At 63.2% G+C, this 22,874-nt stretch carries 24 protein-coding genes, 1 tRNA gene and 1 other RNA gene; 7 read left to right on the plus strand and 19 right to left on the minus strand.

Annotated features, from left to right (window positions below):
- Positions 1–247: 247 nt before the first annotated feature.
- The 3 genes from truA to def all read right to left on the minus strand — a co-directional run bounded on the left by truA (position 248) and on the right by def (position 2,661).
- Positions 248–988: a tRNA pseudouridine(38-40) synthase TruA gene (gene truA, locus ACIQ17_RS02060; protein ID WP_398464856.1), complete on the minus strand. Its 741-nt coding sequence runs from the start codon at positions 986–988 to the stop codon at positions 248–250.
- A 104-nt stretch (positions 989–1,092) separates the two neighbouring features.
- Positions 1,093–2,025: a methionyl-tRNA formyltransferase gene (gene fmt / locus ACIQ17_RS02065; RefSeq protein WP_398464858.1), complete on the minus strand. Its 933-nt coding sequence runs from the start codon at positions 2,023–2,025 to the stop codon at positions 1,093–1,095.
- A 114-nt stretch (positions 2,026–2,139) separates the two neighbouring features.
- Entirely contained in the window at positions 2,140–2,661 is a 522-nt protein-coding gene (gene def / locus ACIQ17_RS02070; protein ID WP_398464860.1) for a peptide deformylase, read from the minus strand.
- Between the two features lie 296 nt (positions 2,662–2,957).
- Between def and ACIQ17_RS02075 the strand changes: the two genes are divergently transcribed.
- Positions 2,958–4,319, plus strand: coding sequence for an AmpG family muropeptide MFS transporter (locus ACIQ17_RS02075; protein ID WP_398464862.1), 1,362 nt, complete (start codon positions 2,958–2,960; stop codon positions 4,317–4,319).
- Between the two features lie 100 nt (positions 4,320–4,419).
- On the opposite strand, the gene ACIQ17_RS02080 is transcribed toward ACIQ17_RS02075, so the two are convergent.
- The 5 genes from ACIQ17_RS02080 to ffs form a co-directional block, all read right to left on the minus strand.
- Positions 4,420–4,863, minus strand: a complete 444-nt coding sequence (locus ACIQ17_RS02080) for a hypothetical protein (RefSeq protein WP_398464864.1) — start codon at positions 4,861–4,863, stop codon at positions 4,420–4,422.
- A gap of 16 nt (positions 4,864–4,879) precedes the next feature.
- Positions 4,880–5,482: a recombination mediator RecR gene (recR, locus tag ACIQ17_RS02085; RefSeq protein WP_398464866.1), complete on the minus strand. Its 603-nt coding sequence runs from the start codon at positions 5,480–5,482 to the stop codon at positions 4,880–4,882.
- A gap of 174 nt (positions 5,483–5,656) precedes the next feature.
- A complete protein-coding gene (locus tag ACIQ17_RS02090) occupies positions 5,657–5,977 on the minus strand; it encodes a YbaB/EbfC family nucleoid-associated protein (protein WP_398464868.1) in 321 nt (106 codons plus the stop codon).
- A 71-nt stretch (positions 5,978–6,048) separates the two neighbouring features.
- Positions 6,049–7,917, minus strand: coding sequence for a DNA polymerase III subunit gamma/tau (locus ACIQ17_RS02095; protein WP_398464870.1), 1,869 nt, complete (start codon positions 7,915–7,917; stop codon positions 6,049–6,051).
- 145 nt (positions 7,918–8,062) lie between these two features.
- An RNA gene (ffs, locus tag ACIQ17_RS02100) (signal recognition particle sRNA small type) lies at positions 8,063–8,159 on the minus strand.
- A gap of 180 nt (positions 8,160–8,339) precedes the next feature.
- Here ffs and ACIQ17_RS02105 point away from each other — a divergent pair.
- The 4 genes from ACIQ17_RS02105 to ACIQ17_RS02120 all read left to right on the plus strand — a co-directional run bounded on the left by ACIQ17_RS02105 (position 8,340) and on the right by ACIQ17_RS02120 (position 11,369).
- A complete protein-coding gene (locus ACIQ17_RS02105; RefSeq protein WP_398464872.1) occupies positions 8,340–8,762 on the plus strand; it encodes an HIT domain-containing protein in 423 nt (140 codons plus the stop codon).
- A gap of 18 nt (positions 8,763–8,780) precedes the next feature.
- The gene (gene nudC / locus ACIQ17_RS02110) at positions 8,781–9,716 is read left to right on the plus strand and encodes an NAD(+) diphosphatase (protein WP_398464874.1); all 936 of its coding nucleotides are present in this window, start codon (positions 8,781–8,783) and stop codon (positions 9,714–9,716) included.
- 27 nt (positions 9,717–9,743) lie between these two features.
- Positions 9,744–10,676 (plus strand): sugar kinase, encoded by a 933-nt coding sequence (locus ACIQ17_RS02115; protein ID WP_398464876.1) that lies wholly within the window; start codon positions 9,744–9,746, stop codon positions 10,674–10,676.
- Between the two features lie 183 nt (positions 10,677–10,859).
- A complete protein-coding gene (locus ACIQ17_RS02120; protein ID WP_398464878.1) occupies positions 10,860–11,369 on the plus strand; it encodes an Lrp/AsnC family transcriptional regulator in 510 nt (169 codons plus the stop codon).
- Between the two features lie 41 nt (positions 11,370–11,410).
- On the opposite strand, the gene ACIQ17_RS02125 is transcribed toward ACIQ17_RS02120, so the two are convergent.
- The 11 genes from ACIQ17_RS02125 to rpmH all read right to left on the minus strand — a co-directional run bounded on the left by ACIQ17_RS02125 (position 11,411) and on the right by rpmH (position 20,565).
- The gene (locus ACIQ17_RS02125; protein WP_398464880.1) at positions 11,411–11,971 is read right to left on the minus strand and encodes a 5'-methylthioadenosine nucleosidase; all 561 of its coding nucleotides are present in this window, start codon (positions 11,969–11,971) and stop codon (positions 11,411–11,413) included.
- Entirely contained in the window at positions 11,968–13,134 is a 1,167-nt protein-coding gene (gene dapE / locus ACIQ17_RS02130; RefSeq protein WP_398464882.1) for a succinyl-diaminopimelate desuccinylase, read from the minus strand. The genes ACIQ17_RS02125 and dapE overlap by 4 nt, the downstream gene beginning before the upstream one ends.
- Before the next feature lie 4 nt (positions 13,135–13,138).
- Positions 13,139–13,984, minus strand: a complete 846-nt coding sequence (dapD, locus tag ACIQ17_RS02135; RefSeq protein ID WP_398464884.1) for a 2,3,4,5-tetrahydropyridine-2,6-dicarboxylate N-succinyltransferase — start codon at positions 13,982–13,984, stop codon at positions 13,139–13,141.
- 214 nt (positions 13,985–14,198) lie between these two features.
- Entirely contained in the window at positions 14,199–14,897 is a 699-nt protein-coding gene (locus ACIQ17_RS02140) for a pyrimidine 5'-nucleotidase (protein ID WP_398464886.1), read from the minus strand.
- 14 nt (positions 14,898–14,911) lie between these two features.
- On the minus strand, positions 14,912–15,943 hold the full coding sequence (locus ACIQ17_RS02145; RefSeq protein ID WP_398464959.1) for a DUF1036 domain-containing protein: 1,032 nt from the start codon (positions 15,941–15,943) through the stop codon (positions 14,912–14,914).
- An 83-nt stretch (positions 15,944–16,026) separates the two neighbouring features.
- Positions 16,027–16,923, minus strand: coding sequence for an acetylglutamate kinase (gene argB / locus ACIQ17_RS02150; RefSeq protein WP_398464888.1), 897 nt, complete (start codon positions 16,921–16,923; stop codon positions 16,027–16,029).
- A gap of 68 nt (positions 16,924–16,991) precedes the next feature.
- A complete protein-coding gene (locus ACIQ17_RS02155; protein WP_398464890.1) occupies positions 16,992–17,369 on the minus strand; it encodes a DUF423 domain-containing protein in 378 nt (125 codons plus the stop codon).
- Entirely contained in the window at positions 17,369–18,019 is a 651-nt protein-coding gene (gene yihA, locus ACIQ17_RS02160; protein WP_398464892.1) for a ribosome biogenesis GTP-binding protein YihA/YsxC, read from the minus strand. The genes ACIQ17_RS02155 and yihA overlap by 1 nt, the downstream gene beginning before the upstream one ends.
- An 83-nt stretch (positions 18,020–18,102) precedes the next feature.
- Entirely contained in the window at positions 18,103–19,965 is a 1,863-nt protein-coding gene (yidC, locus tag ACIQ17_RS02165) for a membrane protein insertase YidC (RefSeq protein ID WP_398464894.1), read from the minus strand.
- Between the two features lie 83 nt (positions 19,966–20,048).
- A complete protein-coding gene (gene rnpA / locus ACIQ17_RS02170) occupies positions 20,049–20,405 on the minus strand; it encodes a ribonuclease P protein component (RefSeq protein ID WP_398464961.1) in 357 nt (118 codons plus the stop codon).
- A gap of 25 nt (positions 20,406–20,430) precedes the next feature.
- Positions 20,431–20,565, minus strand: a complete 135-nt coding sequence (rpmH, locus tag ACIQ17_RS02175; protein ID WP_011471298.1) for a 50S ribosomal protein L34 — start codon at positions 20,563–20,565, stop codon at positions 20,431–20,433.
- Positions 20,566–21,014: 449 nt separating this feature from the next.
- Here rpmH and ACIQ17_RS02180 point away from each other — a divergent pair, with 449 nt between their 5' ends.
- A complete protein-coding gene (locus ACIQ17_RS02180; RefSeq protein WP_398464898.1) occupies positions 21,015–22,493 on the plus strand; it encodes an ATP-binding protein in 1,479 nt (492 codons plus the stop codon).
- A 163-nt stretch (positions 22,494–22,656) separates the two neighbouring features.
- Positions 22,657–22,733: transfer RNA gene (locus tag ACIQ17_RS02185), tRNA-Arg, on the plus strand.
- Positions 22,734–22,874 lie beyond the last annotated feature (141 nt).

Below are 22,874 nucleotides of genomic sequence, written 5' to 3' on the forward strand. Positions count from 1 at the left end.
CCGCGCCTCGTCGAACAAGCCGGAGCTGGTCGTGGTGGTCGAAAGCCCGGTGTCGAAGCAGCGCATGCACGACATGTTCGATGCCATCAATGCCGTGCTAAAGATGCATCCGGAAGTCGGCGCGTATAACCAGACGATCTAACCCGTCATTGCGAGGAGCAAAGCGACGAAGCAATCCAGATGGCTTTAAGCAAGAACTGGATTGCTTCGCTTCGCTCGCAATGACGGCCGAGAGACCGTTCAGTCTTCAGTAATCCACCTTCGCCAGATACAGCCCATCCGGCGGCGCGACGATGCCGCAGGCGGCGCGGTTCTTCGCTTCCAGCGCCGCGCTCATGTCGTCCGGCGTCCAGCGGCCATGGCCGACCCACACCAGCGAGCCCACCATCGAGCGCACCTGGCTGTGCAGGAACGAGCGCGCCGAGGTGCGGATCGTCACGGCTTCGCCGTCCTGATCCACATCGAGCTGATCCAGCGTGCGGATCGGCGATTTTGCCTGGCATTCGGTATCGCGAAACGTCGTAAAATCATGCCGGCCGAGCAGTCGCTTTGCGCCCTCGCGCATGGCGGCGACATCGAGCGGCTTTGGCACGCGCCACACATGCCCCATATCGACGGCGAGATTCGCCCGGCGATTGGTGATGCGGTAGATGTAGTGCCGCTTCACGGCCGAGAACCGCGCCTCGAAATCATCCGCCACCACATCGGCGGAGAGCACCGCCACCGGATGCGGCCGCAGATGCGCATTCATTCCGTCGCGAAACCTGCCGGGCACGAGAGTCTTCGGCACGTCGCAATGCGCCACCTGTCCCAGCGCATGCACGCCGGCATCGGTGCGGCCGGCGCCATGGACACGGATCGGCACGCCACAGATCGCCTCGGCAGCGCGCTCCAGCGCGCCCTGCACGGTCAGCGTAGCATCGGTCTGCACCTGCCAACCCGAGAACGGCATGCCGTCATATTCGATGATCATCTTGTAGCGCGGCATTGGGTGTGTCTCTGTCGTTGCCGGGCTTGACCCGGCAACCCATCTTGCGACGGAGTTTGGCTTCAAGCTGGATGCGCGGGTCAAGCCCCGCGCACGACGTGTGGTTAGGTCAGGCGCGCACCGGCGACCAGCGGCGTGCCGCGCAAAAATTCGTCGGGCTTCATGGCCTGCTTGCCGGCGCGCTGCAGTTCGAGGATGCGGATGGCGCCGTCGCCGCAGGCGATGGTGAGCCGGTCGTCGAGCAGCTCGCCGGGCGCGCCCGATCCCTTCGCCAGTTCGCAGCGCAGGATCTTCAGCCGCACCGTCTCGCCCTCGACCTCCACCTCGCACCATGCGCCGGGAAACGGCGACAGGCCGTGGATGTGCCGCAGCACGGCGCGGGCCGGCTTCGACCAGTCGATCTTCGCCTCGGCCTTGTCGATCTTGGCCGCGTATTCGACGCCATCCTCGCTCTGCTTCGCGAGTTGCAGGCCGCCCCGATCGAGCGCGCCCATGGCGCGCACCATCAGGTCCGCGCCGAGCGGCGCCAGCGCGTCGTGCAAATCCTGTCCCGTCATCGAATCGGTGATGGGCAAACGTTCCGCCATGGCGACATCGCCTGTATCGAGGCCGACATCCATTTTCATCACCATCACGCCGCTCTCCGCATCGCCGGCCATGATGGCGCGCTGGATCGGCGCGGCGCCGCGCCAGCGCGGCAGCAGCGAGCCATGCAGGTTGAAGCAGCCGAGCGGCACCGCATCGAGAATGTTCTGCGGCAGGATCATGCCATAGGCGACCACCACGGCGGCATCGGCATCGAAGGCGCGGAACTGCGTCTCCGCTTCTTCCGTGCGCAGCGTCTTCGGCGTCAGCACGGGAATGCCGAGCCGCTCCGCCTCGCGCGCCACCGGCGTCGGCTGCAGCTTCATGCCGCGCCCGGCGGGCTTTGCCTCGCGCGTATAGACGGCGACGATCTCATGGCCATGGGCCACGAGTTCGAGCAGCGTCGGCACGGCGAAATCCGGCGTGCCCATGAAGATCAGACGAAGCGACATGTGGTGGCTTCCTACAACGCTGTCATGGCCGGGCCTGACCCGGCCATCCATCTGGGCCGCAAAGCTGGATGGCCGGGTCAAGCCCGGCCATGACACATAAACTTGTGAGCCCGATCAGCCCACGCGCTTGGCGATCTTCGTGAACTTCTTCATCACGCGATCACGCTTGAGCTTGGAGAGGTAATCGACGAACAGCACGCCGTTGAGATGGTCGATCTCGTGCTGGATGCAGGTGGCGAACAGGCCGGAAGCTTCTTCCTCCACCGTCTTGCCGTCGAGATCGAGATAGCGGATGCGGACCGTCGCCGGGCGTTCCACTTCCTCGTAATATTCCGGGATCGACAGGCAGCCTTCCTCATAGACCGAGAGCTCTTCCGAGGCGCCGATGATCTCCGGATTGATGAAGACGCGCGGCTGCTTGCCGCCTTCCTCGTCATCCTTCTTGGCGAGATCCATGGTGATCAAGCGGAGCGGAACCCCGATCTGGATCGCCGCCAGGCCGATGCCGGGGGCGTCATACATGGTCTCGAACATGTCGTCGGCGAGCTTGCGCACCTCCGAGTTGACGGTCTCGACAGGTTTGGAGATCAGCCGCAACTGTTTGTCCGGCAGGATGATGATTTCACGAATGGCCATGGCGGGCGATTTAATCTGCGCGTGTTGCGCGGTCAATGCGCAGGGCGGGCATTAACCTTGCGGTAACCATGTCCGTTAGGAAAGAGTTAACCATGCCTGCTGACGATTGGTTAACCAAAGAGATCAACGCTTCGTTAACCATGGACGTTTACTTTTTGTTCACTCTCGTCATTGCGAGGAGCGTAGCGACGAAGCAATCCAGCCCGTTCCTTCGTGTGGCACTGGATTGCTTCGTCGCCCTTTGGGCTCCTCGCAATGACGGCGGCGAGAACTGCGTTTTGTAACCCAAGGCATTCATGACCACAGCGCCCGACACGCCCGACGCCACCTTGCAGCCCCGTGCCTCCTGGCGCGAGAGCCTGGCGGTCTATCTGCAGCCGCGCGTGCTGATCGTGCTGATGCTTGGCCTGTCCTCCGGCCTGCCGCTCGCGCTGTCCGGCTCGACGCTGCTGGTCTGGATGCGCGAGAGCGGCGTCGATCTCGGTACCATCGGCCTGTTTGCGCTGGTCGGCACGCCCTACACGCTGAAATTTCTCTGGGCGCCGCTTGTTGATGCGCTGCATGTGCCATTCTTCACACGCGCCTTTGGTCGCCGCCGCGGCTGGCTGGTGTTTTCGCAATTGCTGCTGATCGCCGCGATCCTGCTGCTGGCGCTCACCGATCCCGCGCGCTCGCCGCTGTTCGTGGCGCTCGGCGCGCTGCTGGTTGCGGCCATGTCGTCCACCCAGGACATCGTGGTCGATGCGTTTCGCGTGGAAAGCCTGCCGGAAAGCGAGCAGGCGGCCGGCATGGCCTCCTATGTCGCGGCCTATCGCATCGGCATGCTGATCTCCACCGCCGGCATCCTGTTTCTGGTCAGCGCCTTTGAGTCCACCGGCATCGCGCGCTCATCCGCCTGGATGTGGGGCTATGTGGCGATGGCCGCCATGGTGCTGATCGGCACGGTAACGGCGCTGATCGCCACCGAGCCCGAGCAATCCGTACAGGCCGAAGCGGCCACGCGCGGCGAGAGCGCGTTCCAGCGCGTGCTGCGCGCCGCCATCGGTGCCTTCTCGGAATTCCTGTCGCGCAAGGATGCATGGGCCGCACTGGCCTTCGTGGTGCTGTTCAAATTCACCGACGCCTTTTCCGGCACCATGACCGCGCCCTTCGTCATCGATCTCGGCTTCACGCGGAATGACTATGCAGCGATCGTGAAAGGCGTCGGCCTTGCCGCGACGCTAATCGGCGGCTTTGCCGGCGGTTTTGTCGCGCGGCGCTATTCGCTGGCGGCTAGCCTGTGGATCGGCGCGGTGCTGCAGGCGGTGTCGAATCTCGCTTTCGCCTGGCTGGCTCTGGTCGGCGTCAATCAATGGGCCCTGGCGCTGGCGATCTCGGTGGAGAATTTCACCGGTGCGATCGGCACGGTGATCTTCGTCGCTTACCTCTCCGCCCTCTGCAAGAATCCGCTGCACACGGCCACGCAATATGCGCTGCTGACGGCACTGGCTGCGGTGGGGCGGACCTATATGTCGGCGGGCGCGGGCTATGTCGCGCAGGCGACGGGATGGCCGCTATTCTTCGTGATCAGCATGCTGGTCGCGGTGCCCAGCTTGGTGCTGCTGCTCTGGCTGCAGCGGCGCGGGCACTTTGCGGCGTTGGGTCCGGTGCGGATATAATCCCCGTCATTGCGAGGAGCCTCTTGGCGACGAAGCAATCCAGAGCCGCAAGCAAGAAAGGACTGGATTGCTTCGTCGCTACGCTCCTCGCAATGACGACCTAATTCTTCCCCACCAGACTCCACTTCGTCACCAGCGCCTCACTCATTTGTCCGGCTTGTTCGGCGCAGGCGACTTCGCTCACCTTGAACGCCACTTCCTTGCCGACCAGCCGCTTCAACTGCGTCGCCTGCGCTTCGCCGGCCACCACAATCTCGAACGTTTCCGGCCCAGTCTCGAGATTGCACAGCCCGGCCGGCGCGGGCAGGCGGCGTGGTTCGCTGACGATCTGATAGACATCGACGCGCTTGCCCTTGGCATCGCGGCTGCGCATGGCATTGAGCTGGCCGGTGAGCACATCGCCAATATGCATCGCCTTCGGTGCCACCGGCTTGGCCGGCGCTTCATCGGCATCGGAGGCCGCATGGGCCATCGTCGTCATTGCGCCTGCAATCACGAGCACCGCGGCGCGGCTGAGTTGCGCCTTGAATCCGGATCGTGTCATCAGAAGTCGTCCCGTCTTAGAACAGTGTGCGCTGTCGCATCGCCGCCGACAGCGTGCCTTCGTCGAGATAGTCCAACTCGCCGCCCACCGGCACGCCATGCGCCAGGCGGGTGACTTTCACATTGGCCTCCTGAAGAAGGTCGGTGATGTAATGTGCTGTCGTCTGCCCATCCACGGTCGCATTCAGCGCCAGGATGATTTCGGTGATCTCGGGCTCATGTGCCCTCGCCACCAGCGCATCAATGGTCAGGTCGCCCGGCCCGACGCCGTCGAGCGGCGACAGCGTGCCGCCGAGCACATGATATTTGCCCGGCGCTGCATTGGCGCGCTCCAGCGCCCACAGATCGGCGACATCGGCGACCACCACGATGGTGGAGGGATCGCGCCGTGCATCCGTGCAGATGGTGCAGGGATTTGCCGTGTCAATATTGCTGCACACCTTGCAGACCTGAACGCGATCGATCGCCAGTTGCAGTGCGCCAGCCAGCGGCGTCATCAGCGCATCGCGCTTCTTGATCAGATGCAGCGCCGCCCGCCGCGCCGAGCGCGGCCCAAGTCCGGGCAGCCGCGCCAACAACTGGATCAGGCGTTCGATTTCAGGTCCGGCAACGGAGGCCATGTCAGTTCAGAGCCATGTGCGTGTTCGATGATTCACTTGTCCCGGACGCGGTGCAGCGCCTTTTGCGCTGCTCCGCAGAGCCGGGACCGTCACGATCTCCGGCGCGTCGTGCGGTCCCGGCTCTGCGAAGCGGCACTTCGCGCCGCATCGCGTCCGGGACGCAGGATGGGCGAGCTAGCCCAGCCCCATCCCCGGCGGCAGGCCGAGGCCGCCGGTGAGCGACTGCATCTTCTCCTGCATGGCGGCTTCCGCCTTGCGGCGGGCATCGCCCAATGCGGTGACCAGCAGGTCCTCGAGAATCTCGACGTCTTCCGGCTTCACCAGCGACGGATCGATCTTCACGGCCTTCACTTCGGTCTTCGCCGTCATCCGCACCGAGACGAGACCGCCGCCGGACACACCCTCGACCTCCACATGGTCGAGCTCTTCCTGCATCGCCTTCATCTTCGACTGCAGTTGCGCCGCCTGCTTCATCATGCCGAGAAAGTCAGCCATCGGAGTTCCTTCGTTTGTGTTTGCGTATGATCTGATCCGAAGGCCGGTATCCACCCTTCGGGATCATGCTCTTAGTCGTCGTCGCCAAGATCGGCGCCGTCATCGGTGATCAGGGCGTCGTCATCGCCTTCCGGAATCTCGGGTGCGAGCAAGCGCACTTCCATCTTGGCGCCGGGGAATTTCGCAAACACCGCCTGTACGCGCGGATCGGCTTCGGCGGCGCGCTGGCGTTCGTTCTTCTGCTCGATCTGTTGCTCGCGGATCGTCGCCTGACCCTGCTCGTTGGAGACGATCACGGCCCAGCGGCGGCCGGTCCACATCTCCAGTTTCCGCGCCAGATCATTGATCAGCGAGCGGGCAGCCGTGCGCTCCATGGCGAGTTCTATCCGGCCATCCTCGATGCGGATCAGCCGCACGTCGGATTCGAGCGCGCCACGCACCATCAGGTCGCGCTTTTCGCCTGCCAATGCGATCAATTGAGGGAAGGTCGAGATCTTTCGTACCTGCTGCACGGGCGCGGTCTCGGCCAGGCCGACTTGCGGCCGCGGCATCGGCTCGGCATTGCCGCGCTGCATGGTCGGGCCACGCGGCGCGCTCATGGTCGGCGCGGAAGGCGATGCCGTCGATGGCATCTGCACGGAAGACTGCGCGGAGGGCGCGTTCAGCATCGGCGAGGGACGGCCGCCGCCATTGCCCACCACGGGCGACGATCCGCCGCCCTGTTCGATCATGCGGATCGCTTCATCCGGCGTCGGCAGGTCCGCGACATAGGCGATGCGCACCAACACCATTTCGGCCGCCGCGGCCGGACGCGTCGCGCCCTGCACTTCGGTGATGCCCTTGAGCAGCATCTGCCACATCCGCGACAGCACGCGCATCGACAGTTTTGACGCAAAGTCGCGCGCGCGTAGGCGCTCGGTCTCGCCGAAAGCGACATTGTCGGCGGTCGCCGGCACGATCTTCACACGGGTGACGAAATTGACGAATTCGGCGAGATCGCTCAGCACCACGACCGGATCGGCGCCGACATCGTATTGCTCGCGGAATTCCTTGAAGGCCGCCGCGATATCGCCGCGCGCGAGCGAATCGAACAGGTCGATGACACGCGTGCGGTCGGCGAGGCCGAGCATCTGCCGGACCGCATCGGCCTTCACGAGGCCGGCAGCATGGGCAATCGCCTGATCGAACAGCGACAGCGAATCGCGCACCGAGCCCTCGGCGGCGCGCGCAATAATGCCGAGCGCTTCGGGTTCGACCTCGACGCCTTCCTTGCCGGCGATATTCGACAGGTGCTGCATCAGTACGTCGGCATCGACGCGGCGCAGGTCAAAACGCTGGCAGCGCGACAGCACCGTGATCGGGACCTTGCGGATTTCGGTGGTGGCGAACACGAATTTCGCGTGCTCCGGCGGCTCCTCCAGCGTCTTCAGGAACGCGTTGAAGGCTGCCGTCGACAGCATGTGGACTTCGTCGATGATGTAGACCTTGTAGCGCGCCGACGTCGGCGCATAGCGCACGCTGTCATTGATCGCGCGGACGTCGTCGACACCGGTATGCGAGGCGGCGTCCATTTCCAGCACGTCGATATGCCGGCTTTCCATGATCGCCTTGCAGTGGACGCCATGGGTCGGCATCTGGATGGTCGGCCCCTTCACCGAGCCGTCGGCCATCTCGTAATTCAGCGCCCGCGCCAGAATGCGCGCCGTGGTGGTCTTGCCGACCCCGCGCACGCCGGTGAGAATCCAGGCCTGCGGAATCCGCCCGGTCTCGAACGCATTCGAGACGGTGCGCACCAGCGCTTCCTGGCCGATCAGATCGTCAAAATTTCCCGGACGGTATTTTCGCGCAAGCACGCGATAGGGCGTTGTCGCTGCGGGAGCATTCATCGCCAAGCCGGCCTGGGCGTCATCATCGGAAGGGGGCATGCCGGCATCGGTCATCGAGAAATCCGCAATCTGTTGTCTCAAGAGGCCGGTTTGCGGAACATCGGGCAGATCGACCGGCGAAACACGGGTTCCTGCCGGGATGCCGCCTGTCCACCGGGCGAAATCCAGCGCGAAACGCCGAATTTGCTCGATAAAACAAGTAGGAGACTGACGAGCGACCCGATCCGGATCTCGTTAGGGCTGCTACCTTCCGGTCCTGACCCGATTGGCGAGTGGCTCGTCCACCGCCAATCTCCCGGTGCCTATTTGGGGCCAAACCGGCCGGAAAGCAAGCGCAGCGCGTGCCGCAAGTTTGCCTCAGGATTTGCCTCCGTGCTGCCGCAAGAAATCGTGGCGGATACGCGCAAAAGCATGCACCACGGAGTTGTCCGCGCGGCCACTTCCTGCGACGCTGCGCGCCAAAATCGAGAGACCGAATGGCCACCACTCCCGCCTTTGAGCTGCACAGGCAGCTCCAGCAAGACACCATCGACATTGGCGATCTGCCCCTCAGCCGCGTGCTGGTGGTGAAGGACGCGCATTATCCCTGGCTGATGCTGGTGCCACGCCGGCCCGACATCATCGACATCATCGATCTCGACGAGGTCGCCCAGGCGCAGCTCACGACCGAGATCAATCGCGTCGGCCGCGCGCTCAAGGACATCACCAAATGCGACAAGCTGAATGTCGCAGCGCTCGGCAATGTGGTGCCGCAGCTCCACGTGCACATCATCGCGCGCCGCAAGACCGACGCCGCATGGCCGCGCCCGGTCTGGGGCGTGATGCCGCCGCTCGCCCATGATGCCGAGGAAGTGCAGCGTTTTATCTCGGAACTCCGTCGCAAGATCTGGCTCGGTTGAACCCCAAAGAAAAGCACGATGACAAGCAAGCTGTTTCCCCTCGGCCAGCCGGCCTTCATCTCCAACACCCTCGATCGCGCCGCGCATCTGCGTTTCAATGACGAGAAGCTGTTCGCGCTTGAAAACAAGAGCGACAGCCGTGCCTACGTGATCTATCGCGACTCGCTGGTGATGAAGAAGGACGGCGACAATGTCCGCGCGCTGCTTTCCATCGACGAAGCAGTGAAATTCGGCGCCAATCCCGGCACCATCTTTCTCGGCCTGCGCGATGGCGCGGCCTTGTTCGGCATGGGCATCTCGGCGCCGGCGGCGGAAAAGCTGGTCGGTCGCGAGGATGTGGCGGTGTCCGAACTGCGCGGTATGGCGATGCAGGGCGTGGTGCCGCCGGACCAGCTCTCGGCCATCGCACAGGCCAAGTCGATGGTGTCCTGGCATCAGCGTCACGGCTTCTGCGCCAACTGCGGCGCCAAGTCGTCGATGGCCGAAGGGGGCTGGAAGCGCGTCTGCCCGACCTGCAAGACCGAGCATTTCCCGCGCACCGATCCCGTCGTCATCATGCTGGTGGAGAAGGGCGACAAGTGCCTGCTCGGCCGCCAGAAGCAATTCGCGCCAGGCATGTATTCGTGCCTCGCCGGGTTCGTGGAAGCCGCCGAGACCATCGAGGATGCGGTGAAGCGCGAAATCTTCGAGGAATCCGGCATCCGCTGCACCGATGTCACCTATTACATGACGCAGCCCTGGCCTTATCCGTCATCACTGATGATCGGCTGCTCGGCGCGGGCGCTCACCGACGAAATCGTTATCGACCGGATGGAGCTCGAGGACGCCCGGTGGTTTGACCGCGACGAGGCAATGTTGATGTGGAAGCGCGAGCACCCGGACGGGCTCGCGGGTCCGCATCCGTTCGCCATCGCGCATCACCTGCTTGGACGGTGGCTGCACCCCCAAGCCTGAGTCAAAGACTGACGAACGGGGACTTCCATGACGAACCAGCCCAAGCGCGTGTTGTGCATCGGCCTGCCTGTGCGCGACCTGACCTTCGCCGTCGAATCCGTGCCCGGGCGCGGCCAGAAATTTCCTTCCCAGCGCTTCGCGCAGATTATCGGCGGTAATGCGCTCAATGCGGCGATCGGCGTCAACCGGCTGGGCGGCAAGGCCGCGATGACCGGACCTATGGGCGACAAGAGCGAGACCGCGGATCAGTTCCTGTTCGACGATCTCGCCAAGGAAGGCATCGACTCCTCGCATCTCGTGCATATGCCGGGCCTGGTGACGCCGATCTCGGCGGTCATGATCGATCCGACCGGCGAACGCACCATCGTCACCTTCCGCGATCCAAAATTGTGGGACGTGAAGCTGCCCGATCATGACCTGCTGCTGAACAATTGCGACGCAATCCTGGTCGAAAGCCGCTGCGCCGGCTTCGCCACTGACCTCTGCATCGAGGCGCGCCACCGCGGCATTCCTGTCGTCGTCGATATCGACAGCACCATCTCCCAGCGAGAGGGCCTGCTGACTGCCTCGTCGCACCTGATCTTTTCTGACGAAGCGCTGCAGACGACGGCGGGCATCCACGACAATTTCAAGGCCTTGCAGAAGCTGGCTACGCTGACCTCGTCGTTCCTCGCGGTTACGCGCGGGCCGAAGGGGACTCTGTGGCTGGACGAGCAGGGCAACCCGAAGGAGACGCCGGCCTTTCCCGTCCATGTGGTCGATACGCTCGGGGCAGGTGATATTTTCCACGGCGCCTTCGCGCTGGAATTTGCGGCCGGGAAAACGGTGCCAGAGGCGCTGCGCTTCGCTTCCGCAGCTGCGGCACTCAAATGCACACGCCATGGCGGCGCCTTTGCTTGCCCGCAACGTTCTGAAGTTGAACAGCTTTTGCGGGAATCGAAGGTCGGGGCGCTGAGCTGAGCCGTCGGATGGGTTAAACGAAGGCGCAAAGGGCCGGGGTAAAAACCCGTCGTCTGGACGTGTGGGGTGATGGGTTTTCGCTACGCTCAACCCATCCTGCGACATATATCTCCTCACCTTGATTTAGAAGATTGTTCCATATATTAGGTTGATCGACCCTATAATTAGAACAAAGTTCTTCTCATGTCCGATGTTGCCGACCAAGTCACCGAATCCACCCGCCGCCTCGATGCGATCGATCGCAAGATCCTGACGGTGCTGCAGGAAGACGCTTCGCTGTCCGTCGCCGAGATCGGTGATCGGGTCGGCCTCTCCTCGACACCATGCTGGAAGCGCATCCAGCGCCTTGAGGCTGACGGCGTCATCCTGCGCCGGGTGGCGCTGGTCGATCAGAACAAGATCGGCCTGGGCATCTCGGTGTTCGTCTCGGTGGAGAGCAGCGATCATTCCGACGCCTGGCTGAAGAAATTCGCCGAGGCCGTCAGTGCCATGCCGGAAGTGATGGAATTCTACCGGATGGCCGGCGACGTCGATTACATGCTCCGCGTCGTGGTGGCGGATATGCAGAGCTATGACGTGTTCTACAAGAAGCTCATCAGCGCAGTTGCCCTGAAGAACGTGACGTCGCGTTTCGCGATGGAGAAAATCAAGTCGGTGACGGCACTGCCGGTGCCGCCGATGCCGGCGGCCTGAACTCTTTCACCTCGCTCTGCTGGAGCGAGGTGAGGCTTCCCCTAGACCTTTACGCCCTTCATCGCGTCCCAGAACAGGTCCTGGCCATTGGCGACATTTGCCGTCCAATGCTCATGCGCGAAATCATTGGCATCGTCGGTGATGAACTTGAAGGCGCGCCACGGAATGTCATGGCGCAGCGCCACCTGGGCGATGGCGAACAGCTCCATGTCGACGACATCGACCTTGTTGGCGACCAGCCAGGGATCGCTGGAGGTGACGAAGCTGTCGCCAGTACCGCAGATGAAGCCGGTGCGGCCCGATGACAGGCGATCGAGATTGGGCGAATAGGGCGTGGTGCCACGCGGCGCCAAAGGCTCGGCGTTCATGTCGCGCTGGATCACATCGCTGATTTCCACGAGCCCATTGAGCGCGGTATTCAGCTTCCCGGCGGTGCCGTAATTCACGATCAGCTTTGGTTTGTCGGCGGCTATGGCAGCCAGCGTCGCGATCGTGGTGTTGATCTTGCCGACACCGGTGAAGACGACGCGAAACCCTTTGGGAGCGCGGGCGACATCGAGTTCGCTGTCGAGTGCGGTGAGAACCAGAATGCCGTCGCTCATGCGAAATACCGATCCAGGACGCCACGATAGATCTGTGTGAGCTGTTCGAGATCGGCGACAGGCGTGTGTTCGTCGACCTGATGCATGGTCTGGCCGACGAGACCGAATTCGATCACCGGGCAGTAATTCTTGATGAAACGCGCATCTGACGTGCCGCCACCGGTGTTGAGATCGGGCATGCGGCCCGTGATCTCCCTGATGGCCGCGGTCACCGTATCTGTGAAGGCGCCGGGCCTGGTCACGAACGAGTCCGAATTGCTCGGCTCCCAGATCACATGCGCCTTGATACGGTTGCCAGCCGCAGCGGCGACGCGGGCATCGATCAGCGCGCGCAGTGTTTCCTGCGTGTGATGATCGTTGAAGCGGATGTTGAATTTCGCCTTCGCCTGCGCCGGGATGACGTTGCTGGCGGTGTTGCCGACATCCACCGAGGTGAATTCGAGATTGGAAGGCTGAAACTGCGCGTTGCCCTGATCCAGCGGATCACCGCTCAGTGCCACGATCAGCGCGGCAATATCCGGCACCGGATTCGACGCGCGATGCGGATAGGCGACATGGCCCTGTACGCCATCGACCACCAGTGTGCCCGACTGCGAGCCGCGGCGGCCGATCTTGATGGTGTCACCCATCGCCTCGACATTGGACGGCTCGCCGACGATGCAGTGATCGAATTTCTCGCCGCGTTCGGCGGCCCAGGCCAGCAGCTTGATGGTGCCGTTGACGGCCACGCCTTCTTCATCGCCGGTGATGAGGAAGGAGATCGAGCCGCCATCGTTTTTTTGCAGCTTATCGTTGTTCGCGGCGAGGTAGTCGAGCGTTGCAGCGACGGCGGCGGCGATGCCGCCCTTCATGTCCACCGCGCCGCGGCCGAACAGCTTGCCGTCCTTCACATCGCCTGCGAATGCGCCATGCGACCATGCCGCCTCGTCGCCGGGCGGCACCACATCGGTGTGTCCGGCGAAACAGAGATGCGGCGCTTCGGTGCCGATGCGCGCATAGAGATTTTCGACGTCGGCGCTGCCTGCCTCACTGAAGGTAACGCGATGCACGGTGAAGCCGGCATCGCCGAGCATGCGTTCGAGCACGCCGAGCGCGCCGCCTTCCGCCGGGGTGACCGACGGACAGCGGATCAGGTCCTGCGCGATAGCGACGACGTCGGCCACGGTCTTAGTCCCGCAGCAGCTCGTTGATGCTGGTCTTGGAGCGGGTGCGCTCGTCGACGCGCTTCACGATCACGGCGCAGGCGGTGGAGGGGCCGATTTCGCCATTCTGCATCGGCTTGCCCGGCAGGTTGCCGGGGACCAGCACGGCATATTCCGGCACTTCGCCGACAAACACTTCGCCGGTGGCGCGGTCGACGATCTTGGTCGATGCGCCCAGGAACACGCCCATGGCCAGCACCGCGCCCTTGCGGACGATGACGCCTTCGGCGACTTCCGAACGGGCGCCGATGAAGCAGTCGTCCTCGATGATGACCGGACCGGCCTGCAGGGGCTCCAGCACGCCGCCGATGCCGACGCCGCCGGAAATGTGCACGCGCTTGCCGATCTGGGCGCAGGAGCCGACGGTGGCCCAGGTATCGACCATCGAGCTCTCATCGACATAGGCGCCGAGATTGACGAAGGACGGCATCAGCACGACGTTCTTGGCGATGAAGGCCGACTTGCGGACGATGGAGCCCGGCACGGCGCGGAACGCAGCGCTGCGGAACTGGTCGTCGTTCCAGCCTTCGAACTTCGAGGGCACCTTGTCCCACCACGGCGCGCCGCCGGGGCCACCGGAGATGGTGGTCATGTCGTTGAGGCGGAACGAGAGCAGCACGGCCTTCTTCAGCCACTGATTGACGGTCCAGGTGCCGTCATCGCCACGGGTGGCGACGCGGACCTTGCCCTGGTCGAGCAGGTCGAGCGCGGTCTCGACGGATTCGCGGACTTCGCCCTTGGTCGATGCATTGACGGTGTCGCGCGCTTCGAAGGCGGCATTGATGATGGATTCGAGGGCGGAATGCGACATCGGGAAGTCCTTGGGTCGGCGGGTGGAAGTTGGTGATTTCGGGGGGCTTTTGTCGGGATTTGAGGGGGAGGAGTCAAGAACAGAGCCTCCAACTCCACCTGTCATCACCCGCGAAAGCGGGTGATCCAGTATCTGGCGGCGGCCCGGTTCTGGCACCGCTGCTGGCGTTTACTGGGGCACCCGGTCAAGCCGGGTGATGACAAGGAGAAGAGGGTCACCGCCCGCCATTCATCTTCACCAGAAACCCCGTCAGGTCATCCGTGACGTGGTCCACATGGCTGTCCTCGCGGCCTTCCAGCTCCCAGTCCTCGCGGACCACTTCCTTGGCGCCGTCGGGCACCACCAGCACGGTAGTCATGCCGAGGCTGTGCGGGACGACGAGATTGCGCGACAGATCCTCGAACATGGCCGCCCTGGCCGGGTTCACGCCGTGATCGCGCAAGAACTTGTCATAGGTGCGCTGGGCCGGCTTCGGCTCGAGCTCTGCCGCGACGATGTCGAAAATCGCCTCGAACTGGTCGGCAAAACCGAGCCTGGCCAGCACCGCGCCGGCATGGGCGACAGAGCCATTGGTAAGGATCAGCTTGCGGCCGGGCAGCTGGGCGATGGCCGCGCCCATGATCGGGTTCGGCTCCAGCGGCGAGTGATCGATCTCGTGCACATAGGCCAGGAAGTCGTCTGCGCTGATCCTGTGCTCGGTCATCATGCCGCGCATCGTGGTGCCGTAGCGCTTGTAATAGTCCTTCTGGATGCGGAAGGCTTCGTCCGGCGTGATGTTGAGATAGTTCGCCACGAAATCGCGGATGCGGACATCGACCTGCTGCCACAGATTGACGTGATGCGGATACAGCGTGTTGTCGAGGTCGAAGACCCAGGTCTCGACATGATCGAAGGCGCGCGGCGATCTGGTCATTTCAATTCTCTCGCTCAGGGCAGTGCGAAGCGCAGCGTCTTGCCGCCGCCGGTCATGTCGACGGTGCCATAGCCCGACGCGGTCAAACCACGCGCCGCGCAGTCGCTGTGTTCGCGGATCTCGAATTTGCTCTCCCGCGTGCACAGCGTGCGCGGGCCACCCCAGTTCAGCGGCTTGTCGGCGATCCGGATGGCGCGGCCGGTGTCATCGACGGCTTCGGCGAAGGACAGGATCTGTTTCGGCTGGCCGGTGACATCGGGGCGCAGGCACTTGCCGGGCTCGATGCGATACCAGCCGCGTGCGATCACGCTTTTGCCGTCGTCGGTCGCGACCGAGGCCATCACCTTGTAGGACGTGTCGTTGCACCAGGTGAGCCCGTTCGCGGACGGCGCCTGCACACCGGTGACCATGACCTCGAAGAAGTTCGGTGCATTCACGATGTCGTCGGTCAGGCCGCGGCTCTTCAGGAAGGCGGCGAGGCCATTCCGCGTCTTCGGGCCGTCGACGCCATCGATCGGCGTGGTGTCGTAGCCGGCGATGGACAGCAGGCGCTGGATCGCGGCGAGCTTGGCCTGTTCGTCGTCATATTCGCTATCCTCGGCGAGATAGGCGACCATGTTGCCGTCTTCGGTCTGCGACGGCTGGATGGTGGTGAAGGGGGCCAGCGTCTGTCCGGCGCGGCATTGGCGCGCTGCGGCGATGACGAAATTGTCGGATGCGATGCAGAGGTTGTCGCTGCCGCTCTGCGCGGGGGCGGCGCCGTAAAGCGGCAGCACCCGAGCGTGCAGCAACAGGCGATCGGCGCTGATGGTGCCCTGGGCGACGACCTTGCATTGCGCCGGATCGATGCGAAACCAGCCGCGGGTGGCGGTGGCGCTCTTGTCGTCGATGCCGATGGCGACGTCGACGACATAGCTCATGCGGTTGCAGAGCTTGAGGTCGGCGGAGGCGGCGGCGGTGAAGGCGGTGAGGAAGAGGGCGGCGAGAACAAGTGCCTGCTTCAGGCCTCTGCCCACGTCATGGCCGGGCTTGACCCGGCCATCCAGCTTGCTTGTCGCGCGTAGCCGGAAAAGATGGGTGCCCGGGTCAAGCCCGGGCACGACGGAGTTTCTGATCTGCTCTCCGTCCATCACTTGTGGATCAGCGTGCCCGTGCCCTGATTGGTGAAGAGTTCGAGCAGCACCGCATGCGGCGTCTTGCCGTCGATGATGACGACGCCTTCGACGCCCTGTTCAAGCGAGTAGATGCAGGTCTCGACCTTCGGGATCATGCCGCCGGAAATGGTGCCGTCGGCGATCAGCTTGCGGGCATCCTTGATCGACAGTTCGGGGATCAGCTTCTTCGACTTGTCGAGCACACCCGGCACGTCGGTGAGCAGCAAGAGGCGCTTGGCCTTCAGCGCGCCGGCCACGGCACCGGCAAAGGTGTCGGCATTGACGTTGTAGGTCTTGCCTTCCTTCGACGCCGCGAGCGGCGCCAGCACCGGGATCAGCTCATAGCCGATCAGTTGATTGAGCAGCGTCAGATCGACCTTCTCGGGCTCGCCGACAAAGCCGAGATCGACCACCTTCTCGATGTTCGAGCCGGGATCGATCATGGTGCGCGTCGCCTTCGACGCGGTGACCATGTTGCCGTCCTTGCCGCAGAGGCCCACGGCCTTGCCGCCGGCTTCGTTGATATAGCTGACGATCTGCTTGTTGATGGAGCCGGCCAGCACCATCTCGACAATCTCGATGGTGGCGGCATCGGTGATGCGCAATCCCGCGGCGAATTCCGACTTGATGCCGAGACGCTGCAGCATCTGCGCGATCTGCGGGCCGCCGCCATGCACGACCACCGGATTGATGGCGGTCTGCTCGAGCAGCACGATGTCGCGGGCGAAAGCGCGGGCGGTATCTTCGGCGCCCATGGCGTGGCCGCCATATTTGATGACGATGGTTTCCTCGTCATATTGCTGCATATGCGGCAGCGCCTCGGAGAGGATGTGGGCCTTCTCGAGAGCACTGATGATGGGCGCGTCGGTCATGAAGCGGATCTCACATTGGGCAGGCTGCGCCGCGTTCTAGCTGATTGGTGCGGGCCGCGCAAAGAGCGTTAAGCGCGCCTCGGCCATGCCGCAGATACCGCCAGCGCAATCCAGCTGACGATCAGTAGCGTGCCGCCGGTCGGCGCGGCCATGGGAAACAGACCGTGGCCGACATATTGGCGCAGGGTCAAATCGCCGGCAAACAATGACGCGCCGATGACAAGACCCCATGCCGAGGCGAGGCCGATTTGCAGATGTGCAAGACCGCGCTCGATCAGCGCGACGGCCCCGAGAACCGCTGCAGCGTGAAACAGCAGCATCGAGGAAGCGGAGGCGAGGCGCGACGCATCGGGCTGGTGCGCGGAGGCGGCGGCCAGGATCACGCCATCAGCGCCCATGACGCCGGTGCAGATGATCAGGATGCGAAACAGGCTGGTGCGGTTCATCAGCTGCGCTCGTTGAGCAGGCGCATCATGGCGGCGCGCAATTCGACCATGCCCTCGCCATCGCGCGACGACGTCACCAGGATTTCGGGGAAGGCGGCCGGGTGCTTGCGCAGGGTAGCCTGGGTCTCTTCCATGGTCTTGTCGAGCTCGGACTTCTTGACCTGATCTGCCTTGGTGAGCACGATCTGGTAGCTGACCGCGGAGCGGTCGAGCGACTTCAGCACGTCGAGATCGACATCCTTGATGCCGTGGCGGCTGTCGATGAGCACATAGACGCGAGCCAGAGTCGCGCGGCCCTGCAGGAACGAATAGATCAGCTTGGTCCAGGATGCGATCTTGGCCTTGGGGGCCGAGGCATAGCCGTAGCCCGGCATGTCCACGAGGCGGAACATGCTGCCCTTCGGGCTTTCGAAGAAGATCAGCTCCTGCGTGCGGCCCGGCGTGTGCGAGGTGCGCGCCAGCGCATTGCGGCCGGTGAGCGCATTGATCAGGCTGGATTTACCGACATTGGAGCGGCCGGCGAACGCGACTTCCATGCCCGCCATCGGCGGCAGGGTCTCGATCGAGGGGGAAGCCCAGATGAACTTCCATTCGCCTGCAAACATCAGGCGGCCCTGTTCGATCAGCTCCGCATCGGGTTCGGTGGTCATGCGAAGGGCCTTTCTCTGATTGCGTCTCCCTCAACGAAGAAGCGGCGCACTCGGCGCCGCCTCGGTCGTCAGGGTCGTCGCTGTTAGGTCTTCTCGACAGGCTTCTTCTTGCTGAAGGTCGCCTTGATATTGTCGAACAGCTCAACCTTCACGCCGTTCTTGTTCATGATGTAGGCCTGCTGCAGCACCGAGAGCAGGTTGTTCCAGGCCCAGTAGATCACGAGACCGGCCGGGAAGCCCGCAAGCATGAAGGTGAAGATCAGCGGCATCCAGTCGAAGATCATCTTCTGGGTCGGATCCGGCGGCGTCGGGTTCAGCTTCATCTGGAACCACATCGTGATGCCCATGATGATCGGCCAGATGCCCAGCGCGAGATAGTGGCCGAGAACCGGGATGGTGGTCGGGTCGAACGGGATCAGGCCGAACAGGTTGAACAGGTTGGTCGGATCATGCGCCGAGAGATCCTTGATCCAGCCAAAGAACGGCGCGTGGCGCATTTCGATGGTGACGAACAGGACCTTGTAGAGCGAGAAGAAGACCGGGATCTGGAGCAGGACCGGAAGACAACCGGCAACCGGATTGATCTTCTCCTTCTTGTAGATCTCCATCATCTCCTGCTGCTGCTTCATCCGGTCATCCGGATAGCGCTCCTTGAGCGCCATCAGCTGCGGCTGGATCGCCTTCATCTTGGCCATCGAGGCATAGGACTTGTTGGCGAGCGGGAAGAAGATGATCTTCACCAGCACCGTCACCAGCAGAATGGCGATGCCGAAGTTGTTGAACAGGTGGAAGAACCAGTCCAGCGCCAGGAACATCGGCTTGGTGATGAAGTAGAACCAGCCCCAGTCGATCAGGAGATCGAAGTGGTTGAGGCCGAGCGACTGGTTATAGCCGCCGAGACCGACCGCAAGCGGGAAGTTGATGCCGACGGTGGCAGCTTCCTTGGCACCGGCGAACAGGCGGGCATTGGCGGAGGTGGTGGCGCCTGGCGCGACGGTCTGGGCATCCTGCAGATAGTCGGTCTGGTAGGTGCGGACGGTGCCGGCCATGTTCGACGAGAAGCGCGCCTGCAGCTTCGCATTGGTGTCGGGCAGCAGCGCCGAGGCCCAGTATTTGTCGGTGATTCCGAGCCAGGCATTGGTGACGTTGAACGGGACCGACTTGGCTTCCTCGATCTTCTTGTAGCCGTATTCCTGCAGGCCCTGGTCGCCGAGATAGCCGACGAGACCTTCATGCAGGATGTAGTAGCCTTCCACATGCGGCGTGCCGTGGCGCGAGATTAGCGCGAACGGATACAGCGTCACCGGATTGCTGCCGCCATTGCTGACGTCATCCTTGATCGAGAACAGGTAGCGGTCGTCGATCGAGATGGTGCGGGTGAAGGTGAGGCCTTCGCCGTTGTTGTACTTGAGGACCACCGGCGAGGACGGGGTGAGGGCGTTGGAGCCTTCCTGCGTCCATTCGGTGTTCGCGTCCGGCAGTTTTGCCGTGGTGCCGGAAGCGCCGACCCAGCCGAATTCGGCGTAATAAGGCGCTGCGGTGCCCGAGGGTGAGAACAGCGTGATCGGCGGCGACGTCGGATCGACGGTCATGCGGAATTTGGTGAGCGCGATGTCGTCGAGACGCGCGCCCTTCAGCGAGATCGAGCCGGCGAGGCGCGGCGTGTCGATCTTCACGCGCTTGGTTGCCGAGATAGCGGTATCGCGGCTGACCGGGGCGTTGGACGGGGCGGCATTGGTCGGCGCGCCAGCGGGCGTCGGCGCCGTTGATCCGGGCTGCGGCGTGTTGCTACCGGCAGCGGGCTGAGCCGGATTGGCAAGCTGGGCCTGGGTGGCCTGCTGCGCCTTCTGCTTTTCCATCTGCGGGATGTTGTAGAAATATTGCCAGCCTATCAGCACCAGGCCGGACAGAACGACGGCGATAATGGTGTTGCGATTGTCGGTCATCGTTCAGGTCTCGTTATCCGAAATGCATGTGCGGCGGCCTGAGGCCGGCTGCGCGCTGCTTGTGGCAGGCTGAAGGCGTCAGGTCACGTCGTTTTTGAAGCGGTCGTCTTTGAAGATTGCCGTTCGAGGCGATGCAGCGCCGAACGGAGATCGTCGATCATGGTATTGAAATCGCGCGTCAGCGCATTGCGACGGCCGACTAGCACATAATCGCTGTGGGCGCGCATAGACAATGGATCGACGCGCTTCACCAGTTCGCGAAGCCGGCGCTTGATCCGGTTCCGCTCGGGCGCGGTTCCATTTTTCTTGGTCACGGTAAAGCCGACCCGGATCGGGCCGGTGTCATCGCGGTGTCGCTGCTGCAGGACAAAAGCAGGAGCGTTCACGCGCAATGAAGCGGCGGCAGCGAGGAAGTCCGCTCGCTGCCGTAACCGCTCCATGATGATGTCTCGGAAGGAGATCCGATCAGGCGCTGAGGCGCTTGCGGCCACGGGCGCGGCGAGCAGCGAGAACCTTGCGACCGCCAACGGTGGCGAGACGGGCACGGAAGCCGTGGCGGCGCTTGCGCACCAGTTTCGAGGGTTGATAAGTGCGCTTCACGGGTCGTACTCCGATGACCGGGCAATAGACCGCCGTGCTGGCAATCGATCACCAATTGAATGAGATGTGCCCTAAGACGTTGACTTCGCGAGCCGTTTCCGGCTGCAAGCGCGCTCGGCTCCTCGGAGCCGATCCGGCATAGACCGGACCATCGCGGACAGTTGGCGCGGCTTATAAGCGAGCGTCCTGTTTTCGTCAATCTTGCCCGGTAACAAGTTGCGGGATTGGCTGCGCAATTATCGTGGCAATTCGGGCGGGCGATATTACCTCAGAAGTCGACAAGTTGACGGGCGGGATGGATTGTAATCTGCCTACTATTTTGTTCGCTGAGCGGACAATGGCGCTTTCCGTGTTATATGGCGTAACATTTCGTCGTTCGACCCGTATCTTCGGATAGTCCAGCGTCTGGACTGTGAACATCCTGGCGACAGAAATCTGAGGCGCATCGCGTGTCATCGGCGGACCAACAGCCCCATGAACCCCAGCTTCGGCTCGGCCCGCTGCGCAGGCTCGGCCTGTCCGGCAAGCTGTTGCTGTTGACCATTCCGCTGGTGCTGGCGGCCCAGATCCTGATTTACGTCCCCTCCATCGCCAATTTCCGCATCAATCGACTGAACGACCGTTTGGCTGCAGCGAACACTGCGGCGCTGGTGCTCGATGCCGCGCCGCTCGGCATGGTACCGGAATCGCTGTCGCGGCAGATTCTTAGCAGCATCGGCGCCCGCGCCGTCGCCATCAAATGGGGTCAGCAGCGCCGCCTGCTCGCCAGCGCTGACCTGCCACCGCAGATCGACCATGACATCGACATGCGGTCGATGACCGTGTGGTCGGCGATCGTCGATGCCTTTGATCTGATGTTCGAGCGCGGCAACCAGACCATGCGCATCATCGGCCCGGCGCCGGGCGGGGCGCAGTTCATCGAGGTGGTGGTGGACGAATTGCCGCTGCGGCAGGCGATGTACCGCTTCTCCAGAAATCTCCTGTGGGTGTCGCTGGGCCTTGCGATTCTTTCGGCGGGCCTTGTCTACATCACGTTGCATTACCTGTTCGTGCGACCGATGCGGCGGCTGACGGCGAGCATGGTGGCGTTTCACGAAAACCCTGAAAGCCACGCGCGGATCATCGTCCCTAGCCAGCGTGCGGACGAGATCGGTGTCGCCGAGCGCGAATTCTCCGAGATGCAGCGCGATCTCGTTTCGATGCTGCATCAGAAGAGCCGGCTCGCAGCACTTGGCCTCGCGGTCTCGAAGATCAATCACGACCTGCGCAATCTGCTGGCGTCGTCGCAGCTTCTGTCGGACCAGCTCGCCAGCGTGCCTGATCCGCGCGTGCAGCGCTTTGCGCCGAAACTGATGCGCTCGCTGGAGCGCGCGATTGCCTTCTGCCAGTCGACGCTCTCTTACGGACGTGCGCAGGAAGCGCCGCCGGACCGCCGCATGATCGAGGTCGAGACGATTGTCGGAGACGTGCGCGAATCGGCCGGGCTTGCGACGGATGACAGCATCGGATGGATCAATGCCATCGAGCGCGGACTGCAGATCGATGCCGATCCGGACCAGCTGTTCAGAATCTTGCTCAATCTGGTGCGCAACGCCGCCCAGGCGCTGGAAGGCCAGCCGCACAGTGAAGTCGCGCCGCGCCAGATCCGCATCACCGGCCGCCGGGAAGGCGCCGTTGCCATTCTCGAGGTCTCCGATACCGGTCCCGGCGTGCCGCAGAAGGCCAAGGATCATCTGTTCGAGGCTTTCCAGGGTTCGCTGCGGCCCGGTGGCAGCGGCCTCGGCCTTGCCATCGCAGCCGAACTCGTGCGCGCCCATGACGGCGACATTCATCTCGTGGAAGGCACCATCGGCGCCACATTCCGCATCACTTTGCCGGACCGCCCGGTGGAACTGCTGAGCCTCCGCAACGAGCGTGCCCGCGCCTGAGGATGTCGGCTCTTTGTCACGAGAGTGAAATAACCGTCCCGGAACGCTTGCCAAGCCGGCGCCAACCCGGTAGGGATTGCGCGCTTTCGCGAACACGGTTTCCCGAAACGCATCCGACGTCGGCGGCCTGGTCTCTTCGAGGTTTGCCCCCACGTCACGGCACGCGCCCGTAGCTCAGCTGGATAGAGCACCAGACTACGAATCTGGGGGTCAGAGGTTCGAATCCTTTCGGGCGCGCCATTTTTAAATGAAATCAACGGCTTGGATTTTATGCCGGCGCCTGGTGTTGCTTGAGGCGCGTCATCTAGGTCTGAGGAGTTCTCTCCTGTTACAGAACTTGGCGAGTGGACGGCCATCTTGCCGGGCTGTTAGGTGTCGGGA

Origin of the sequence: Tardiphaga sp. (assembly GCF_044340795.1) — a bacterium.
In the GTDB taxonomy this organism is placed as follows: domain Bacteria; phylum Pseudomonadota; class Alphaproteobacteria; order Rhizobiales; family Xanthobacteraceae; genus Tardiphaga.

Excerpts from the sequence above, each read along its gene's own strand:
- ACIQ17_RS02120 (WP_398464878.1), top strand. The coding sequence starts at position 10,860 with ATGTCCGATGTTGCCGACCAAGTCACCGAATCCACCCGCCGCCTCGAT.
- truA (WP_398464856.1), bottom strand. The coding sequence starts at position 988 with ATGCCGCGCTACAAGATGATCATCGAATATGACGGCATGCCGTTCTCG.
- ACIQ17_RS02140 (WP_398464886.1), bottom strand. The coding sequence starts at position 14,897 with ATGACCAGATCGCCGCGCGCCTTCGATCATGTCGAGACCTGGGTCTTC.
- nudC (WP_398464874.1), top strand. The coding sequence starts at position 8,781 with ATGACAAGCAAGCTGTTTCCCCTCGGCCAGCCGGCCTTCATCTCCAAC.
- ACIQ17_RS02090 (WP_398464868.1), bottom strand. The coding sequence starts at position 5,977 with ATGGCTGACTTTCTCGGCATGATGAAGCAGGCGGCGCAACTGCAGTCG.
- recR (WP_398464866.1), bottom strand. The coding sequence starts at position 5,482 with ATGGCCTCCGTTGCCGGACCTGAAATCGAACGCCTGATCCAGTTGTTG.
- ACIQ17_RS02080 (WP_398464864.1), bottom strand. The coding sequence starts at position 4,863 with ATGACACGATCCGGATTCAAGGCGCAACTCAGCCGCGCCGCGGTGCTC.
- ACIQ17_RS02115 (WP_398464876.1), top strand. The coding sequence starts at position 9,744 with ATGACGAACCAGCCCAAGCGCGTGTTGTGCATCGGCCTGCCTGTGCGC.
- ACIQ17_RS02075 (WP_398464862.1), top strand. The coding sequence starts at position 2,958 with ATGACCACAGCGCCCGACACGCCCGACGCCACCTTGCAGCCCCGTGCC.
- ACIQ17_RS02155 (WP_398464890.1), bottom strand. The coding sequence starts at position 17,369 with ATGAACCGCACCAGCCTGTTTCGCATCCTGATCATCTGCACCGGCGTC.
- yidC (WP_398464894.1), bottom strand. The coding sequence starts at position 19,965 with ATGACCGACAATCGCAACACCATTATCGCCGTCGTTCTGTCCGGCCTG.
- ACIQ17_RS02105 (WP_398464872.1), top strand. The coding sequence starts at position 8,340 with ATGGCCACCACTCCCGCCTTTGAGCTGCACAGGCAGCTCCAGCAAGAC.
- fmt (WP_398464858.1), bottom strand. The coding sequence starts at position 2,025 with ATGTCGCTTCGTCTGATCTTCATGGGCACGCCGGATTTCGCCGTGCCG.
- argB (WP_398464888.1), bottom strand. The coding sequence starts at position 16,923 with ATGACCGACGCGCCCATCATCAGTGCTCTCGAGAAGGCCCACATCCTC.
- yihA (WP_398464892.1), bottom strand. The coding sequence starts at position 18,019 with ATGACCACCGAACCCGATGCGGAGCTGATCGAACAGGGCCGCCTGATG.
- dapD (WP_398464884.1), bottom strand. The coding sequence starts at position 13,984 with ATGTCGCATTCCGCCCTCGAATCCATCATCAATGCCGCCTTCGAAGCG.
- ACIQ17_RS02125 (WP_398464880.1), bottom strand. The coding sequence starts at position 11,971 with ATGAGCGACGGCATTCTGGTTCTCACCGCACTCGACAGCGAACTCGAT.
- rnpA (WP_398464961.1), bottom strand. The coding sequence starts at position 20,405 with ATGGAGCGGTTACGGCAGCGAGCGGACTTCCTCGCTGCCGCCGCTTCA.
- def (WP_398464860.1), bottom strand. The coding sequence starts at position 2,661 with ATGGCCATTCGTGAAATCATCATCCTGCCGGACAAACAGTTGCGGCTG.
- ACIQ17_RS02095 (WP_398464870.1), bottom strand. The coding sequence starts at position 7,917 with ATGACCGATGCCGGCATGCCCCCTTCCGATGATGACGCCCAGGCCGGC.